17 protein-coding genes are annotated in these 17126 nt (G+C 55.2%); 3 read left to right on the top strand and 14 right to left on the bottom strand.

Features of this window, described 5'->3' with window-relative positions:
• Positions 1-30 precede the first annotated feature (30 nt).
• A complete protein-coding gene (locus AC0L7S_RS19110; RefSeq protein WP_473472441.1) occupies positions 31-1068 on the top strand; it encodes a phosphatidylglycerol lysyltransferase domain-containing protein in 1038 nt (345 codons plus the stop codon).
• Between the two features lie 158 nt (positions 1069-1226).
• Here the strand turns inward: AC0L7S_RS19110 and AC0L7S_RS19115 are convergent, their stop codons facing one another.
• The 3 genes from AC0L7S_RS19115 to AC0L7S_RS19125 are packed head-to-tail and all read right to left on the bottom strand — an operon-like array spanning position 1227 to position 3683.
• Positions 1227-1568, bottom strand: coding sequence for a response regulator (locus tag AC0L7S_RS19115; RefSeq protein WP_473472442.1), 342 nt, complete (start codon positions 1566-1568; stop codon positions 1227-1229).
• A 28-nt stretch (positions 1569-1596) separates the two neighbouring features.
• Positions 1597-3462: a PAS domain-containing sensor histidine kinase gene (locus tag AC0L7S_RS19120; RefSeq protein ID WP_473472443.1), complete on the bottom strand. Its 1866-nt coding sequence runs from the start codon at positions 3460-3462 to the stop codon at positions 1597-1599.
• The gene (locus tag AC0L7S_RS19125; RefSeq protein ID WP_473472444.1) at positions 3453-3683 is read right to left on the bottom strand and encodes a hypothetical protein; all 231 of its coding nucleotides are present in this window, start codon (positions 3681-3683) and stop codon (positions 3453-3455) included. The genes AC0L7S_RS19120 and AC0L7S_RS19125 overlap by 10 nt, the downstream gene beginning before the upstream one ends.
• A 653-nt stretch (positions 3684-4336) precedes the next feature.
• Here AC0L7S_RS19125 and AC0L7S_RS19130 point away from each other — a divergent pair.
• The gene (locus tag AC0L7S_RS19130) at positions 4337-4630 is read left to right on the top strand and encodes a hypothetical protein (RefSeq protein WP_473472445.1); all 294 of its coding nucleotides are present in this window, start codon (positions 4337-4339) and stop codon (positions 4628-4630) included.
• Positions 4631-4659: 29 nt separating this feature from the next.
• Here AC0L7S_RS19130 and AC0L7S_RS19135 read toward each other — a convergent pair whose 3' ends face one another.
• The 9 genes from AC0L7S_RS19135 to AC0L7S_RS19175 all read right to left on the bottom strand — a co-directional run bounded on the left by AC0L7S_RS19135 (position 4660) and on the right by AC0L7S_RS19175 (position 12016).
• Positions 4660-5313 (bottom strand): cytochrome c oxidase assembly protein, encoded by a 654-nt coding sequence (locus AC0L7S_RS19135; protein WP_473472446.1) that lies wholly within the window; start codon positions 5311-5313, stop codon positions 4660-4662.
• A complete protein-coding gene (locus AC0L7S_RS19140; RefSeq protein WP_473472447.1) occupies positions 5310-5705 on the bottom strand; it encodes a c-type cytochrome in 396 nt (131 codons plus the stop codon). The genes AC0L7S_RS19135 and AC0L7S_RS19140 overlap by 4 nt, the downstream gene beginning before the upstream one ends.
• On the bottom strand, positions 5705-5944 hold the full coding sequence (locus AC0L7S_RS19145; protein WP_473472448.1) for a hypothetical protein: 240 nt from the start codon (positions 5942-5944) through the stop codon (positions 5705-5707). Before AC0L7S_RS19145 ends, AC0L7S_RS19140 begins: the two co-directional genes overlap by 1 nt.
• A gap of 439 nt (positions 5945-6383) precedes the next feature.
• The gene (locus AC0L7S_RS19150) at positions 6384-7034 is read right to left on the bottom strand and encodes a cytochrome c oxidase subunit 3 (protein WP_473472449.1); all 651 of its coding nucleotides are present in this window, start codon (positions 7032-7034) and stop codon (positions 6384-6386) included.
• Complete coding sequence (gene ctaD / locus AC0L7S_RS19155; protein ID WP_473472450.1) at positions 7027-8979, bottom strand: cytochrome c oxidase subunit I; 1953 nt, start codon at positions 8977-8979, stop codon at positions 7027-7029. Before ctaD ends, AC0L7S_RS19150 begins: the two co-directional genes overlap by 8 nt.
• Before the next feature lie 12 nt (positions 8980-8991).
• Positions 8992-9957 carry a cytochrome c oxidase subunit II gene (gene coxB, locus AC0L7S_RS19160; RefSeq protein WP_473472451.1) on the bottom strand — a complete coding sequence of 322 codons (966 nt, stop codon included), beginning with the start codon at positions 9955-9957 and terminating at the stop codon, positions 8992-8994.
• Positions 9954-10727: a c-type cytochrome gene (locus AC0L7S_RS19165; RefSeq protein WP_473472452.1), complete on the bottom strand. Its 774-nt coding sequence runs from the start codon at positions 10725-10727 to the stop codon at positions 9954-9956. Before AC0L7S_RS19165 ends, coxB begins: the two co-directional genes overlap by 4 nt.
• A gap of 278 nt (positions 10728-11005) precedes the next feature.
• Positions 11006-11449, bottom strand: coding sequence for a CHRD domain-containing protein (locus tag AC0L7S_RS19170; RefSeq protein ID WP_473472453.1), 444 nt, complete (start codon positions 11447-11449; stop codon positions 11006-11008).
• A 156-nt stretch (positions 11450-11605) separates the two neighbouring features.
• A complete protein-coding gene (locus AC0L7S_RS19175) occupies positions 11606-12016 on the bottom strand; it encodes a host attachment family protein (RefSeq protein WP_473472454.1) in 411 nt (136 codons plus the stop codon).
• Positions 12017-12199: 183 nt separating this feature from the next.
• Here AC0L7S_RS19175 and AC0L7S_RS19180 point away from each other — a divergent pair, with 183 nt between their 5' ends.
• Positions 12200-13468 carry a cation:proton antiporter gene (locus AC0L7S_RS19180; protein WP_473472455.1) on the top strand — a complete coding sequence of 423 codons (1269 nt, stop codon included), beginning with the start codon at positions 12200-12202 and terminating at the stop codon, positions 13466-13468.
• A gap of 189 nt (positions 13469-13657) precedes the next feature.
• On the opposite strand, the gene AC0L7S_RS19185 is transcribed toward AC0L7S_RS19180, so the two are convergent.
• Positions 13658-14149, bottom strand: a complete 492-nt coding sequence (locus tag AC0L7S_RS19185; RefSeq protein ID WP_473472456.1) for a hypothetical protein — start codon at positions 14147-14149, stop codon at positions 13658-13660.
• Between the two features lie 334 nt (positions 14150-14483).
• On the bottom strand, positions 14484-17066 hold the full coding sequence (locus tag AC0L7S_RS19190; protein ID WP_473472457.1) for a glucose/quinate/shikimate family membrane-bound PQQ-dependent dehydrogenase: 2583 nt from the start codon (positions 17064-17066) through the stop codon (positions 14484-14486).
• Positions 17067-17126: the final 60 nt, after the last annotated feature.

The raw sequence follows: 17126 nt of genomic DNA on the forward strand, positions 1-17126 counted from the left end.
CCACATGCCCTAACGATGAGAAAGCTAATCATGCCTCCGTTGCGCGTCCGAATCGATCGCTTCCTTGATGCGCGCGCGCCAAAGGTGGCTTCGGACGTTTCTTTACAAGACCGACTGGCATTGTTCCATCAATATGGAGATTTTTCGCTCGCCTATTCGACAGTTGTTCAGTCAGCTTTATCCTATTTTGGCGATGACAACGGGTACATCGCTTTCGGAACAAAAATGGGTCATCACTTTGCGCTCGGTGATCCGGTCGCCGATGCGGCCGACCATGCGGACTATATTCGGCGTTTCACCGAAGCTGGAAACAATCCGTGGTTCGTGCAGATCAGTGAACAAACCGCGCGGGTGCTTTCCGGGCTTGGCTATAAGGTCAATCGCTTGGGGATCGACACGCGACTCGACTTACCGGGGCACGATTTCTCGGGAAAGCCAAACGAAACTGTTCGCTATTCTGAGCGATGGCTACTCAAAAATGGCTATACGTTGGCGGAAGCCGACGATCAAACCATAATGCACGATGAGTTTGAAAGGCTTTCCACGAACTGGCGCGCGGGGCGGATCGTTCACCGATGGGAGATGAAATTTCTGAATCGACCATTTGCGGCACAACTTGGTGTCGACATGCGCCGCTTCGTTCTGCTTGGACCAGATCGGCAACTCGCAGCCCTCATCGATTTTGACCCTCTTTTCAGAGGCGGTGAATGTATCGGCTATACGACCGCGTTCAAACGTAAATACAGCACCGTGTCGGCACATGCTGAAGTCGGGCTTACCAAATTTTCAATAGACCGTTTACGCCAGGAGAAAATTTCAATGGTGACTTTGGGCTTGTCGCCGCTTGCCGCCATTCAACCGAGCAGGTTTTCCGAAAGCAATTTCTGGCGCGGCACTTTCCAGAGCGCATATAACTCAAATTTCATCAATCGACGAAAGTTCAACCTGAAAGGCCAGGCGGCTTTCAAACGCCGCTTTCATGGAGTTGAGGTTCCCACCTACATAGCGTTTCGCACCGGTACTGTCATCGAAATGCTAGGGCTGCTGCGCTTGGCAAAAGCAATTTGACTCTGAAATTGTCTGAGACTGCGAGTAACCGCGAATGGGTCGTTGACCGACAATGAAGAAAAGCGCGGCTCTTCGCAAAAACCGTTGCGCGCCTCAACCACCCGAAAACAAACTCGGAACAAACACCGCCATGGCCAGTAAATGGGCCAACTGTCCGCCTAGACGGCCAGCAATTGACGCATCGTCGCCGCTACTTTTGCGGCAGCGTACGGTTTAGACATGAACACGCTGCCATTTGGCATCAAACCTGCATCCGGTTTGTGCTTTCCGGATGTAACCACAATTTTGATCGGGGGCCATCGATCACGGACAGCAGCGGACAACCGCAGCCCGTCCATCGAGCCAGGCATATCGATGTCGGTGAACAGAACCCCAATGTCTTCATGGTTCTCGAGCTCGGTTATAGCAACATCCGCATTTATTGCCTCGTAAACCCTGAACCCTGCCTCCCGCAGTTCATCTGCAATTGTGAACAGCAATAGGGCTTCATCTTCAACCACGAGTACGCTCGAGTGAGAAACTTTCAAATCATTTGGCCTGTTCTGGAACGGTCGCAACTACGGGCAGCGGTGCAGTAAGTACACACTCAACGCCTCCGACAGGATATTCGATCCGCACATCGCCACCAAAATCTGTCGCGAAAACCTTTTCTATTAAAAAGCTGCCAAATCCTTTGCGGGATGGCGCCGTGACCGCCGGCCCTCCTAACTCACGCCACCGCCAGATCAGTTGGGGATTTTCAGGATAGGAGACGTTCAGCGTCCAGTCTATCGTCACACTCCCTTCAGGTTCAGATAGCGCACCATATTTCAGCGCATTGGTTCCGAGTTCGTTTACCGCCAGCGCCAACGACAGCGCCATTTTGGGTGCAATCTGAACTGGCGGGCCTGAAATGGAAATCTGGGTTTCTGGAAGAATTGCTACTGCGCTTTCAACCACCTGGTTGAGCGATGCAGTGGTCCATTTTGTGCTGTTCAAGATGTCGTGGGCTTGTGCCAGCACACGTAGCCGGTCGGTGAATGCAGCCCTGGCGGTATCCAGATCAGTGTTGCGCAAGGTTTGGGATGCGATGGCTGATACGGTGGCAAGAATGTTCTTGATGCGATGCTCGAGTTCATGGGTGAGCGTAGTCTGGCGAGACTGAGCTTCCTTGCGCTCAGTGATATCTTGCATGACGCCATACATTTTCACAGGTTTGCCTGCAGTATCGTACTGAAAATCGATGTGTCGCGATAACCATCGCTGTTCGCCGGTGTCGGGGCGACGAATGCGGTACTCGACATGAGGAATAGCCGTGCCCTCGCGACGGGTGTCGGGGTTGGAGCGGATGTTCTTATCTTCTGGCAACACGATGTTTTCCAGAACGCTGATGTGAACACTATCGCGCGGGCTCAAGCCCCAAAGGCTCCAAAACCCTTCAGAGCCAAATACTTCACCGGAGGCAATGTCCAGTTCCAAAGCGGCAATGCCAGCTGCCTCTTGGGAAAGCTGCAAGCGGCGCTCGCTTTCGAACAAGGCCTTGGCAGTTCGTTTCTGATCGTCAATATCAGTATTCGAGCCGATCCATTGCAACACGTTACCGGACGCGTCGTGGATCGGAACCGCCCTTGCGATATGCCATCTATAAGCTCCATCGTGGCGCCGCAGACGGAACTCTGTTTCATAGAGCATCCCGATGACACGAGCGTGTGCCCATCTCTTCACTGCCTTTTCGAGATCATCCGGGTGGACGATACCGGCCCACCCTTCGCCATCAAGTTCTCCCAGGCTTTTTCCAGAATAGTCGTACACTCGAGGATTGAACCAATCCAACTGACCATCAGGTGTCGCTGTCCAGACATGGTTGGGCATTGCTTCCGCGAATGTACGGAATTTGGCTTCGTTCTGACGCAGGGTCTGCTCGGTCCGGACACGTTCGGTGACGTCTACCCCTTGTGCAAAAATACCTGTTACAGTTCCATCAGGGTTGCGAACCGGGTGATAGACAAAATCTAAAAAACGATCTTCTTTGGGGGCGTCGGGTTCACGTTGCAGTTGCGCTTTCAACGCATGACCAATGAATGGCTCGCCGGTGCGATAGACCTCATCGAGCAATTCGAAATATCCTTGTCCTTCAACTTCCGGCAACGCACTGCGGATAGGCAAGCCAAGGATGTCGCGATGACCAATCAGTTGCATGTAAGCAGCATTGGTTAGTTCCACGACATGTTGCGAGCCGCTCAACATAGCCATAAAACCGGGTGCCTGTTCAAACATTTGTCGCTGGCGTTCTCGCTCACTGGATTGCCAGCGCTCTGCCAGGACCTTTTCGGTAGTCTCAACAACGATTGCGATTACCCCGGCGGGTACAGCCTGGTCGTCCAGAACTGGGGAATAGTCCAGATTCAGCCACACGGATTCCGGCCGTCCTGAGCGGTTGAGGGTGAGGCTTTGGTCGCGATACGATAGCGTACCCCGCCCAATACAACTTTCATGACATTATCGTTGAAATCTGCCACCTCTGGCCATCCCTCCCTCACCTTAGAGCCAAGAAGGTGTGGATGGCGCGTTTCGGCAACGACCGAGTAGGCATCATTGTAGATCATCACGCCATCGGCACCCCAAAGCGTGGCCATGGGGACCTGTGATCTAAGAATGAATGAGATTGTCGTCTTGAGATATCCAGGCCATGTAGAGATTGGGCCCAAGGGAGTGGAAGCCCAAGCGAACTTGGCGATAAGACAGCCGAGCTCTCCGCCTCCTGTCAGAAACCGGAGTTCATCTGGGGACGTCAAACCAATCTGAGTAAGCGTATCGTCTGAAAGATGCAAAGGCGGAAATGTCTCCTCTGATAGGCAATATGTCAGCGACCAACTTGTGCAGTCACTGGGAAATAATCGTAATGTGAGATCGAACCATCAATCATCAAATAGGTTCCAAAAGACTCTGCTCTCTAACCATCGTGACGTTGAATCAGCGTATCATTGCATTGCTTTTGATCAAATTTGGCACTGGACAAGGTAAGATTGCCCGTAGGTATCGGTTGCTCGCCTATGAGTATAGCACGTTCAGGCGGATCAGCCAGAACGTCAGCCGACTCTCGTAGCAAACGCCTCAGTTGTTCGCGATCCCTTGTTCTTCAAGAGGATGCGTGACATCGTCGGACTCCACATTGCACCATCTGACGATGCGCTGGTCCTATGCGTCGACGAAAAATGCCCTATTCAGGTACTGGGTCGCACGCAGCCGGTGCTGCCGAAGCGTGCGGGCCAAATCGAACGGCGCAATCATGGCTACACGCGTCACGGTACAACATCCCTGTTCGCATGATATCGCCACCGGTCGCATCATCGGCAAATGCCAACGGCGCCACCGCTTACAAGAGTACCGTCGCTTCCTCGACGAGATTGAGGCGGCGGTTTCCGAGACTTTCGGCGTGAATCTGGTCACGGGCAAAGACACCAAGCGGGATGAAGATCGTGTGTTTATCTGCTCAGCGCGTGAGATAGGTGCAGGGGTAGATCTGCCCTTCGTCGACATCGACGCTATACAACTTCTGGAGCCAAAGCCGCTCAGTGATTGATACGCGCGGCCGCGCCAGATAGCGTGACCTCAGCGCAGCAATTTCGACATCGTCCAACCCGTACCGATCAGGTAAGGCAGGCCCCCGCCTACCGCCATGAGCACGCCGCCCAGATGTTGGTTTTGTAGTCTATCCAGCCCAAATGCGCCGCGACAGAGATCGGGGTCGTAAAGTAGTTTTGGCGCAAGCGTTAGAATGAGCCCGAACATTGTCATATGCGTGAATGTGAAGAACAACGCGAGTGCAGCTGCCGGTGCCGTCTCACGACTTTTCGCGGCAAAAGCGACGGTCCAGACGGCTAGGCCCGCCAGAAGAAAAGACGCCTGCTCAAGGACAAACAGGTTCGTATTGCGGTTTGCCGCATCGTGCAGTAGCGGGATGTGCCAGCCCCAGACAGCAACCATCTCGACTAACATCGCCAACAGGCTCCACGACAACGCATTGCCGAAGCCGGTAAATGGTGGCAAATAATATGCGAGACCGAATGCCATGAAAGGCGCGGCAACCACCACAATTCCCAGATGCAATAGCATGTGCGGCGAGAATGCCGTCCGGCTTAATGGCGTCAACGGACCGAGCCAAAGTGCGGCCAGAACCAATAAACCGGCAGCAAAACTGGCGCAGGCCCAGCGTGCTCCTTCGCTGGCAGTCGCCGCCCCCAGCCGTGCCCCTGCATGTCTCATTTCAACGTCGCCAGATAGGCGGCGATCTGGTGCGCGTCGCCATCCGATATGCCGAGATTGGGCATGGCATTGCCGGGAACGACTTTTTGCGGGAACCGCAGCCAATGCACCATATTGTCGGGCGTGTTGCGCAGCATTCCGGCAATGTATTGACGGCTAGCCATCCGGGCTAGCGGTGGCCCGACCATGCCATGCGCACCAACGACGCCCGGAATATCGTGGCAGGATCCACAACCGAGCTTTTCGATCAGCGCTTGTCCCTTTGCGGGGTCGCCTATGTTGTCGGGGTTGCCAGCAAGTCTCGCCGCCTGCGGTTTCGAACAAGCGGTGATGGTACCGATCAATACGACCGCGACGGCAAAGCGCCAAAAATTTGTTGCTCGATTGAACATCAGGTTCTGCATAGTGGCACCAGAAATAATGAGAGCGAATTGGCTAGCATTGCGACGATAAAGACGAGTGAAATAAAAACGCCCCAGACCGCAAGGAATCGCGTGCGCCCTTCGCCAGCGTCCATGATGGCGCCCGAACGTTGACGATGCTCATGGGTGGTCCGTCTGAGCAACGTCAGCGAGAATGTCAGGGCGGCAGCGGCAATTGCCAATCCCGCGAAATTGAATCCAATGATCATGGGGCCCATCCAGCCTGGAACGGCACCATGTCTTGCATCTGTGCAGACATAACTGGTTGAAGCGAAGCCGAAAAGGAGCTGGATCAGCCATGCCATTGGCGCACCCATTAAAACAAACAGGAGCAGAGAGGGATGAGACTGATGCCGTTGCGGTGCGGGGTGACCGATATTTAGACCGTTCGCGTGAGGGGTGGTCGACATGGGTTATCCTAGGGTCAGGACTCATTAATGTGATTGGAATGGCGGCTGAAACGGCAATGAGATGCAAAGAGAAGCGCGAAGAGCGGGGTCCACCCCCGGTCGAGTGGTTCGACGACGCAGGTCGCAGCCGTTTCGCCGTCCGGGTGGATATGGCAAATTTGCCCGCCTACAGTGTCGCAAGCCCTTGAAAACCGGATGGTTTCCTGTGGGCTTTCTCCTCGTATCCGAACAAATTTGCTCATACCAGTCCAACCAGATCAATGAGTCCTGACCCTAGATACGGGCTGACATAGATAGTGAAGAACACGACGAGCCAAACCGCATCGACGAAATGCCAGTAGATGGCACCGATGGCGACGGGGGCATGTCGTTTGCTGTCGAAGTATCCGAGCAGCGACCAGACCAGTAAAATCAACAGAATCAACATGCCGACAACGACATGGGCAAGATGAAAGCCGGTAATGGTGAAATACAACGAACTGTAGGCGCTAGAGTTGAACCGATAGGGTTTGCCCGACCACTCGAGCAATTGCACTCCGACGAAAATAGCCCCGAGGACTATGCCTCCGAGCAACCCCAGCGACAATTGTCGGCGGCTGCCTTTGCGCGCGCCTTTCTCGCCCCACCAGACGAAGACGCTGCTCAACAGCAAAATTATTGTATCAGGACCGGACAGATCAAACTTCGGAGGGTCCTTTGGCAGGAAAGCACCATTGCTCCAGATAACGAAATAAAAGTAGCTGAACAGCAGATAGACAAAAAGCGGCACTTCGGTCGCGATAAGCATCATCATGCCGAACCAGCCCGATGACTTTCGGCCCGGGCTGCCGATCGGCAACAGCCGAACCGCAATGTCTTCCTCCCCGGATCGAAGGCTCAACTCAGCCATGACCCGCCCTCGCTATCTGCAAGAGTTGTCGTTTTGGCCACAGCCAGAAGACAAGGCAAAGGGCGATGCCTATGGCCGCGACCGCTGTCCCCCACCACGATCGCACCAACATGCTGGTAAACCCCGAACTGATGGCAAGGGTCAGGATGAATGGCCATGGCGAATCCTCCGGCATTTTGAGGATAACGTCCGGTTCAGCGTCGAGCACCGTCGTTGCCAATGCCTCCTTGCCTTGATCGAGGACAAAACCACGATCCAGCATGGAGCGGCCGGATCCTTCCCGCAACCGGTCCTCCCATAAAGGGTGTCGGCTCGCTATGGCGGGAACAAGTGCGAAATTATAAGGCGGTGGCGGTGAGGAAGTCGACCATTCGAGCGTCGGTGCATCCCATGGATTGTCTGGCGCGATAAGACCCTTGCGAAGGCTGATCCAGACGTTTCCCAAAAGCAGGAGAATGCCGACGGCGAGAAGGAATGAGCCGGCAGTCGAGATCATGTTGATTCCCCCGAGCCCCATGCTTTCCGGATAGGTATAGATCCGCCTCGGCATTCCCATCAGGCCAGTCAGGTGCATGGGCAGGAAGGCGACGTTGAAGCCGATGAATATGATCCAGAAACTCCACTGTCCGAGCCGCTCATTGAGCATGCGCCCAGCAATTTTGGGGAACCAGAAATAGAGCGCGCCGAGAACCCCGAACAAATTGATGCCGATAAGGACGTAGTGGATATGGGCGACGACGAAATAGGTGTCGGTGAGTTGAAGATCGGCCGGTACAGCGGCTGTTACCACGCCCGATACCCCACCAATGACGAACATCACGATGAAACTGGCGAAATAGAGAAACGCCGTTGTGAATACCGGCCGCCCGGTCCAGATCGTCGCCACCCAGGCAAAGGTCGCAACAGCACTCGGGATGGTGATGATGAAAGAGGCGCCGGAAAAGAAGGAGGAGGCGATAAGCGGCAGGCCGGTTGCGAACATGTGGTGGACCCAGACGCCGAACCCCAGCACCATGGTCAGAACGGTTGCCAGCACTACCAGCGTGTAGCCCACAATAGGTCGGCGGCAAAGAATTGGCAGCGCGTCAGAAACCAGACCCATGGCGGGCAACACGATGATGTAAACCCACGGATGGGCAAACAGCCAGAACAGATGCTGCCAGAGCAGCGGCAAACCATCTGTCTGGGCGTTGAAAAAATGGGTGCCGAACTGGCGATCGAGCCACAACATGAAGAATGCCAGGCTCACCGCCGGTACTGAGAGAAGGATGCCAGCTGAAACCGTGGTGGTGCCCCAGACAAGGATCGGCAGGCGATTGATGGACATCCCCGGCGCCCGCATCCTGAGAACGGTGACGACGAAGTTTGCGGCACCGACCGTGGTCGAGATGCCCAGGAAAATCATCCCCAGTGCATAAAAGTCCATGTTGGGACCGGGGCTGAACGCCTTCAGTGAATTCGGCGCGTAGTTGAACCAACCGTCATCGGGCACAGCCCCGACGAGGAAGCTTGCATACATGAAGATGCCGGCTCCGAGATAGACCCAGTAGGAGAACGCGTTGAGGCGCGGGAATGCCATATCGCGGGCTCCCAGCACCAGCGGAAACAGGAAATTTGAAAATCCTGACAGCACCGGCAATGCGTAGAGAAAAATCATGGTGATGCCGTGCATGGAGAATAGTTGGTTATATTGTTCCGCGGTCAACACATGCACGCCTGGTTGAGCGAGTTGAATGCGCATCACCAGCGCTTCGAGCCCACCCAGCAACAGAAAGACGAAAGAGGTTACGAGGTAGCGTATGCCAATCGACTTGTGGTCAACAGAGGCGATCCAACCGTAGAAACCAGGCTTGGTTTCCCACAACGCTTCGAGGCGTCGTGGCAGGTCAGGATCGTCCGCCAGGCTTCGGATTTCAGGAACTCGTTCGTATTTGGTAACGCTCATCTCACGCGTCCTTCATCTCAAGGTCTCGACATAAGCAAGCACTGACTGAAATTCGGGGCCCGACATGGCGATATCGGGCATCAGCGCGCCAGGCTTGAGACCCTGAGGGTGTGCGATCCATCCAGAAAGATTACCTATATTGTTGTTCAACATACCGGCGGCGATTTTTGAGCGGCTCATCAAATGGGTAAGATCCGGGCCTTTGGTACCGTGTGCTGGTGTGCCGCGCACGCTGTGACATTTGCCGCACCGATCGACAAAGCGGGCAAGGCCGCTCTGGATTTCATTTGTGGTTGGCATTTTTGCGGGAACCAACTGGGCTGATTTCCACACTTCGAACTGGGCCTTCGGTTCGGCAACGACATAAAGTCCCATTTCGGCGTGTTCCTTTCCACAATATTCAGAACACTGCCCTCGGTAGACGCCAGGCTTGTCGGCTTGGAGCCACATCTGATTGATGCGTCCGGGTATAACGTCAGTTTTGCCCCCAAGTGCTGGCACCCAGAAGCTGTGGATGACGTCAGGTGAGCTCAAATTGAAATGCACTGGAACGCCAACCGGAATATGCAATTCGTTGGCGGTGGTGAATGCCTTGGCAGGATCGGAATCGCCATAGTGGAAGTCCCACCACCACTGGTGCGCCGAGACGTCGATGGTGAGGTCTGCAACAGCCGGCGGCTTGGCGATGTCGGCGATGATTACGACTGTCCATCCCGTAAACACCATCAACATGATCGTCGAAATTCCGACACCACCATAGATCCACCAGATACCATGGCCGGATCTCGTAGGCACAACCAGCCTGGGATCGTGATTGCCTCTCGCCCGCACGAAACTGCCCACGACTACAGCAATGGTAACAAGGACGACGACGACGACCGAGAGCCAAATCAGCCCCCAAAGCAACGGCGAAATGGCCCGCGCGCCCGCGCCTTCAGGTGAGAAGAGACCGAGCGGCAAGCGTGAACCCGCGTTCATAGCGAGGGAATCTTGTCAGGAAGAGCAGAATAGTAACTCGCCGCCTGCTCAATCTGCACGTTCGTCAGGGCTGCTGCAACAGGCTGCATGAAACCGCTGGGCTTGCTGCCATCGCGATAGCCCCGCAATGACTGAAGAATACTCGTGACGCTCAGGCCGGCGATTTTGGGAGAAACGCCATTTCGCCCCTTGCCATCGGGGCCATGGCAACGGGCACAGACGCTCGGATCGAAATTACCACCCGGCGCAACCACGGGCATGCCTGAAAGAAACGATGCCGTCCCGCTCCAGCCGCTGATCCTGGAAAATGCCTCGGTATTATAATCCGGGAGGTGTTTGACGAAGGCGACCAAAGCCCAGATTTCATCATTGCGCTTCTGTGCCGGCCAAGCCGGCATTGCAGTCATCTTGACGCCATTCTTGATGATCCAGAAAAGCTGGCTCGGAGTGAAATCGCGTCCAGCAGAATAAAGTCCGGGCGGTGTTGGGGTTATCTGCTGTGCGATGGGCGACGCCAACTCGCCAGGAGCGCCATGGCATGGTGCACAGCCGCTCGCATAGTGCGTCGCGCCGCGAAGGATAAGCGTCGGATCGTCCAAGTTGGGAGAATCAATATGTGGGGCGTGAAACGCAACTGATTGTCTCATGGTGTAGTGCATGAGCACCGCCACCGGCCACGAATGCTTGCTTGTTGCAGCTACGTCGAAGACGCCCGACCAGACAAACACCCCTCCCAAGATAGCTGCGACACAGCCAGCACTGACAATCACCACGGCTCCGAATTTTATTCGGCGCCACGGCCACGAATGCCGTTCACTAAGTTTCATCCCAAAACTCTTTTATACCGCTTTGACGTTAGGGCGTTGACGGGAACAATGTATCGGGAAGATCGGCCGCGGTAGCATTCGAATATGAAAGTATCACCTTCCTTGGCTGGTGCGCGCAGAACTCGCAATTATCGCAACCTGGCACCGCTAAGAATCCGGTCGATCAGAGGTATCGCCGCCGCGTGTCTAGTCGCAACCAGCCTACCGTTGCTCGGATATAGCTACATTGCGCCGTCTTTAACCACTTGACCTCGGATTTCTCCGCCGGGGAACTTGTCGCTATGAAGATTGAGGTACCACTTTCCTGCTTCTAGGTCAGCCGCCTGAGCATCGGTGAGCGTCGCTTCACCCGCTATCGGGCTTGTAAGGGCACCCTCAATCGGGACGACAGGTTTGGCGTTCTCACCAATATCGGCTGGGCCGTGAAAATGAGCTGCGGTCGCGTCGCCACTCAAATCTTTGTATGTAATTGTCCAGTTCAACTTTTTCGCGTCGGTATCGTACGTCATATCCGACGTACCAGTAGCTATGGAGTCTGCAGCGGGAACCTCTGCTTTAGCAGTCAAATCCGCCTTGTAATTTACAATTTCTGCGAAAGTTGGGACCGATGAAAGCAGTAGCGAGACGCTAGCTGCAACGATAGTTAAATTTGAAAAGCGTTTCATAATTGCTCCTAAACCCGGCGAATAGTTTCGCCGCCACAATAAGAAACGTCGAGGTGCGCTGCTGGTTCCATATGCACCGAGCCAGCGCATTGTGGGTGACATGGTCAAAATTGCCAGAGCCATGCACAGTCCGGCACTCCTGCAGATGGTGTCACCTCACAATGCGGCTTTCAGGGATTTCAAGATGTCATCGGTGGAATTGTTGGTCAGTGTTTTGGCCAAATCAAACCGCAGCCTGTCTTGAACTTCCTGGTGCAATAGAGGCCGGACTTCGCCCAAAGTATCGGGATCTAGAACAAGTACGAGATCGTCGAATTTCCCCGCATGCACCATGGTGTATAGCCGGTTGGCCAATTGTTTGGAAAACGTAGCCTCCATTGATTCTTTACCGGATTGCTCCGGAGGGCTTTTGCCCGCCGGACCGTCATCCGCCATATCACCGGCATTCATCTGGCCATCCGGCTCCAGTTCGATAGTGTTGCGGTCGCCCGCATTACGGAAGAATTTGGCACCTTTGCCTGTGCCAACGACGACGAGAGCGTTTGCTGGAACCTGTTTCTTGGTCATGAAAACGTCCTTATGTATGTGTGGGACAGAAGGAATTGCGTAACAGTCAATTCGTGTCCTTAACGCACCAGAGGTGGATTGGTTCGCACTCACACTGAACATCGAGAACCTGGACGCCAAAATGCCTCCAGCGACAACATCCACGCAGACTGGATATTGCTCACTACCATTGGGAAAAAGCCGATGCTGTCGATCTTTGAAATGTCCGCTTTGCTTCTGACGCTTTCAGCGGCACTTGGGTGGATCAATCACAAGTTTCTCCCGATGCCGCACACGATCGGCCTTCTCACCATGAGCGTTGTGGTTTCCCTCATTCTTGTCGCCATAGACTTTATGCTGCCGAACCAGCAGTTGTTCGAGCCTCTGACCAAAACCTTGCTACAGATCGACTTCACCGCGTTCGTCATGAACGGGATACTGGCATTTCTGCTGTTCGCGGGCGCGCTCCATGTCGATCTGAGAAAGCTGTTCAGCCGCGCGGTACCGGTGATCGTGCTTGCGACCTTCAGCACGATCGCTTCGACCTTCATCGTCGGGGTTTTGTTCTGGCAGGTGGCGGGTTTCCTTGGCCAGTCGCTGACACTGCCTTGGGCGTTGGTTTTTGGCGCCCTCATCAGTCCAACGGATCCGGTGGCGGTCATGAGCACACTCAAGAATGTAAAAGTTCCCGCAAGCATCGAGGTCGAGATGCGGGGCGAGTCGTTGTTCAATGACGGCGTAGGTATTGTAGTGTTCACGATACTGCTGGCGTTTGCTACAGGAGCCAGCGGCGAGCGCATCAGCACCTCGGCCGTCGCAGAACTTCTGATCGTCGAAGCTGGAGGCGGCCTCCTTCTTGGCATGGTGACGGGCTACATTGCCTACTGGGGCATGCGCGTCATCGACGATTACGCAATCGAGGTACTCATTTCATTAGCCCTTGTTACCGCGACTTATGCGCTCGCCCAGCGACTTCACATGAGTGGGCCGCTTGCCGTGGTTGCCGCCGGCCTGTTGATCGGATATCGCGGCCCCCGCGACGCCATGAGCGACCGCACCGAAACCTATGTCTTCGGCCTGTGGACAATCATCGATGAGGTTTTGAATTCGCTCCTGTTTCTGTTGATCGGTCTGGAGGTGCTGATTCTACGGTTCGACACGGGCGCATTACTTGCAGCGGGGGTGGCCATTCCAATCGTGGTCGCCGCCCGATTTCTTGCCGTAGGAGCCCCCACATTAATGCCCTTTGCGAACCGGTTGATGTCAACGCGTAATGTGTTTTTTCTGACCTGGGCGGGCATCCGCGGCGGCATCTCGATTGCGCTGGCGCTTGCAATTCCCGAAGACCCCGCAAAGCCAACGATCCTTGCTGCAACTTATGCTGTCGTATTGTTCAGCGTTATCGTGCAGGGATCGACGCTCGGTTACGTCGCCCGCCGCACCGTGCTGATGCGCAGGATTGGTGACGATTGAGAAAACGGCCATATTTGTTTGACGGATCACCAGCCAAAGAGCCGCGTTGGCGCTCCAGAAGGCGCTACCAGCCAAAAAAACCAAAACCTTCAGAGTGGGACAGTCACGATTGCTCCACAATATTCTTGGCCTTCACGCTGTTTTTGTGGCCTCGCAAGCTTTCGCTTTGAGGCCCAGCAGTGCGATTTTTCATCGCACGAATACGGTGATCGAGTCATCGTCCTCGATTTGCGCAGCGACAATGAATTTGACGGCCACGTCCTTGGCTGCGAGTTCATGCGACCAAAACTGGTTGGCCGACAACACTGAGCGCAACTTATCCAAGCCATTCTCATGTTCGCGCAGCGATGTCTTCAGGATGGCTGTCTTGGCTCCTTGAAACACGACGGAAATATTGACGATGTTGATTGGGGATTGGTCGTGGGAGGCCTCCAATTGCTCGGCAACCTGGGATGAATTCCCAATTGCCGCCACGATTTGATCGACGCCCGATCCGGCATCGATTGCCTTTTTGGTTTTGGAACCGTTCCCGTCTGTAACAGCATCTTTATTTTGCTCCGGCAAAGCGCCAGGCGGGATAATCGGCGTCGTGCCGACGTGGGGGGCCGGCTCGACAATTTCTTGATCCCCGACTTTCGGGGGTTTGATCACGCCATTGCAACGATCAAGTTGCTCGGTCAAATTCTCGGTGTCGCCAACATTATCGTTATTCCCCGGGCCATTCCCGGGGTTAGCGCGACAATCCTGTGCCAACGTGCTGCCTTCATTAGGCTCAGCATCGGTTTGCGAAAATGCGCTCGTATGTAGCAAGACACCAAACGAAATGGCTGCGGCTGATAGAGCAAATCTCAATTTCATTGTTTTGCCTTTCCGACATTTGAATGCCCGATAGTTTCGATCCCAAAATTACCGGGCATTCAGTGGAGCGTTCTTCGCCAACTGGGCTCTGGTTCAATTGGAACCGCTCATGATGCGAGCCTGTTTGGCAGGCGAGGTATCGCATGAGCGCCGCTATTCAGCCCGACTTGGGCAATGCATAGGCGATGATGGCGTCGCCGGCTTGCGTGCCCGTCGAACCATGGCCGCCGGCAACGACTACAAGGTACTGACGTCCATCGGAGCCTTCATAGGTTGAAGGTGTTGCCTGCCCGCCTGCAGGTAGCCTGTCACGCCAGATCTCCTCGCCGGTCCTGAGATTGTAGCCGCGCACATAGTAGTCGAGCGTACCCGACAGGAAGGCGACACCACCCTTGGTAATGATCGGCCCGCCAATGCCTGGCACGCCCATCTTGAAGGGCAGGGGTATCGGCGAGAGATCGCGCACCGTGCCGTTGACATGTTTGTAGACCGTCTTTCCGGTGGTGAGATCAACTCCGGCCACGTAGCCCCACGGCGGCGACTGACAGGGCAAGCCGATCGGCGACAAGAACGCGCCCATTTTGGCGGCGTAGGGCGCGCCAAAATTCTCGTTGAACACAGCCTCGCCGTCCTTGGTCACGACGCGGGCAAATTTATCGGGACGAGGTATCATCTTTGATGTGAACGCCAGGTAGACAGGCATACCGAATATGATCTGCCGATTGGGGTCTACTGCTACAGCGCCCCAATTGAATGCGCCGAAATTGCCTGGATAGATGATCGAGCCCTTTTCCGTTGGAGGTGTGTATCGGCCCTGATAGTCCATTTTTCGGAAGGCGATACGGCAGGCGAGTTCGTCGAGCGGCGTTGCCCCCCACATATCCTTTTCGGTCAACGGCTTTGGCTTGAATGAGATTGCCGAGACAGGCTGGGTAGGAGCCGTGAAGTCGCCCTTGACTGCACCTTCAGGTGCGGGCTCCTCGGTGACCGGTAGAACGGGCTCGCCTGTTTTGCGATTTAGTACATAAATCTCACCCTGCTTGGTTGGTGCGACCAGAGCTGGCACTTTCACCCCATCGATTGTCAGGTCGATCAGGCTCGGCTGAGCCGGAACGTCCATATCCCAAAGGTCGTGGTGAACGGTCTGGAACACCCATGCCGGTTTGCCCGTATTGGCATCTAGCGCCAGGATCGATGAAGAGTATTTCTCGACAGCATCGCTGTGACCGACGCCATACTGGTCAGGTGACTGGTTGCCCATCGGTAGATAGATCATGTGGAGTTCGGGATCGTAACTCGATACGCTCCACGAATTAGGAGCGTTTTCCGAATAGGTCTGACCATTGGCGATCGGCTGCGTGTCTTCGGGTTTCCTGGAGTCGAAATTCCACACCAGTTCGCCGGTATTGACATCATATGCGCGGATCACGCCCGAGGGTGAAGTGGTCGCGACGTTGTCGTTGACCGCGCCACCGACGATAACAAGGTGGTCCGTGACAACCGGCGGAGACGTAGAATAGATCGAGCCGGGCGTGATATTGGGCATGTTGGCCCACAGGTTGATCGTCCCGTCGCCACCGCCGAAGCCCGGGCAGATCTTGCCGGTATTGGCGCTGATCGAGATCAGACGACCGTCCGAAGTCGGCGCAAACAATCGTTTCACGCAGTCTGTGCGCACTGAAGTTGTTCTGGTCACATCCTTCCGGTCCACCTCGGGGTTGGGCGCGCCCTTCTTGGCTTGCCCGGTGACGATGTTTTGAGGGACACCGGCGGCCTGCGTGGTCACCTCGGCCGCACTGTTGGCGACAAGGTTGCTCTCTTTTTCATTGGCTGCAGACAGGGCGGCTCCTTCCTGCTGATCCATATTTCTCGAGGCAGTGTCTCCAGGCTGCTGGCTGGAAGGTGCGGCTGGAACGGCCGTGCCGTCGAAGTAGGAAACGCCGCGGCAAGTCAGGTGCTGAGTCGTTTGCTTGGCCGTTTGCTTGAGATGCGGATCGAATTTCCACTTCTGTTTGCCAGTCACTGCGTCCAGGGCGATCACCAGATTGTGCGGCGTACAGATGTAGACCGTGCCGTCGATCATCAGAGGTGTGACCTCATAGGTTGCTTCACCGGGATCGTTGGGACCGCGAATGTCGCCTGTGTGATAAGTCCAGGCAACCTCAAGCTTGTCGACATTGTCCGGCGTGATCTGACTGAGCGGCGAGTAGCGCCGGCCTGCTGCGGTGCGTCCATAAGCGCGCCATTCGCCGTCGGGCACATTTGTGTCGCTGACGTTTGTCGCGGCCATCTGCTTGCTGGAGAAAGCACCGCTTTGATCATGCGGGTTTTGAAACATCGAGTAGACGCCGACCACTGCGCTCAAAACGAGTGTTGCTGCCAATATACCGCTGCCCATTCGATACCGTTGCCAACCGACATCGGGAGAATGCAGGGATCTCACCATCACAGGCAGCAGCAGCAATGCACCCATCACGATGAGCAGGCTGCCACGCGCGGACAAAGCCCACCAGTCAAAACCCACCTCCCATAGGCTCCAAACGATAGTGCCGAGCAGAACCAGCCCATAGATGGCAAGACCGTACTGTTTGCGTGAAAACAGCGCCCAACCCGATCCCATCAGCCCAATGCCTGCGACGAAATAATACCAGGAGCCGCCAAGTGCCATGAGATAGGCACCACCGCCAGCGAACACGATACCCAACAGGATGACGATCCACGAGAGAACAATTCGGTACATGAGAAACACCTTGAAATGCTTGGACGATCAAGCAGCCGTCACACGCTCATCCGGAGCAAC

It is taken from the genome of Mesorhizobium sp. G2-6-1 (assembly GCF_055809095.1).

Excerpts from the sequence above, each read along its gene's own strand:
- AC0L7S_RS19110 (WP_473472441.1), top strand. The coding sequence starts at position 31 with ATGCCTCCGTTGCGCGTCCGAATCGATCGCTTCCTTGATGCGCGCGCG.
- AC0L7S_RS19125 (WP_473472444.1), bottom strand. The coding sequence starts at position 3,683 with ATGGCCACGCTTTGGGGTGCCGATGGCGTGATGATCTACAATGATGCC.
- AC0L7S_RS19130 (WP_473472445.1), top strand. The coding sequence starts at position 4,337 with ATGGCTACACGCGTCACGGTACAACATCCCTGTTCGCATGATATCGCC.
- AC0L7S_RS19135 (WP_473472446.1), bottom strand. The coding sequence starts at position 5,313 with ATGAGACATGCAGGGGCACGGCTGGGGGCGGCGACTGCCAGCGAAGGA.
- AC0L7S_RS19140 (WP_473472447.1), bottom strand. The coding sequence starts at position 5,705 with ATGTTCAATCGAGCAACAAATTTTTGGCGCTTTGCCGTCGCGGTCGTA.
- AC0L7S_RS19145 (WP_473472448.1), bottom strand. The coding sequence starts at position 5,944 with ATGATCATTGGATTCAATTTCGCGGGATTGGCAATTGCCGCTGCCGCC.
- AC0L7S_RS19150 (WP_473472449.1), bottom strand. The coding sequence starts at position 7,034 with ATGGCTGAGTTGAGCCTTCGATCCGGGGAGGAAGACATTGCGGTTCGG.
- ctaD (WP_473472450.1), bottom strand. The coding sequence starts at position 8,979 with ATGAGCGTTACCAAATACGAACGAGTTCCTGAAATCCGAAGCCTGGCG.
- coxB (WP_473472451.1), bottom strand. The coding sequence starts at position 9,957 with ATGAACGCGGGTTCACGCTTGCCGCTCGGTCTCTTCTCACCTGAAGGC.
- AC0L7S_RS19170 (WP_473472453.1), bottom strand. The coding sequence starts at position 11,449 with ATGAAACGCTTTTCAAATTTAACTATCGTTGCAGCTAGCGTCTCGCTA.
- AC0L7S_RS19175 (WP_473472454.1), bottom strand. The coding sequence starts at position 12,016 with ATGACCAAGAAACAGGTTCCAGCAAACGCTCTCGTCGTCGTTGGCACA.
- AC0L7S_RS19180 (WP_473472455.1), top strand. The coding sequence starts at position 12,200 with ATGCTGTCGATCTTTGAAATGTCCGCTTTGCTTCTGACGCTTTCAGCG.
- AC0L7S_RS19190 (WP_473472457.1), bottom strand. The coding sequence starts at position 17,066 with ATGTACCGAATTGTTCTCTCGTGGATCGTCATCCTGTTGGGTATCGTG.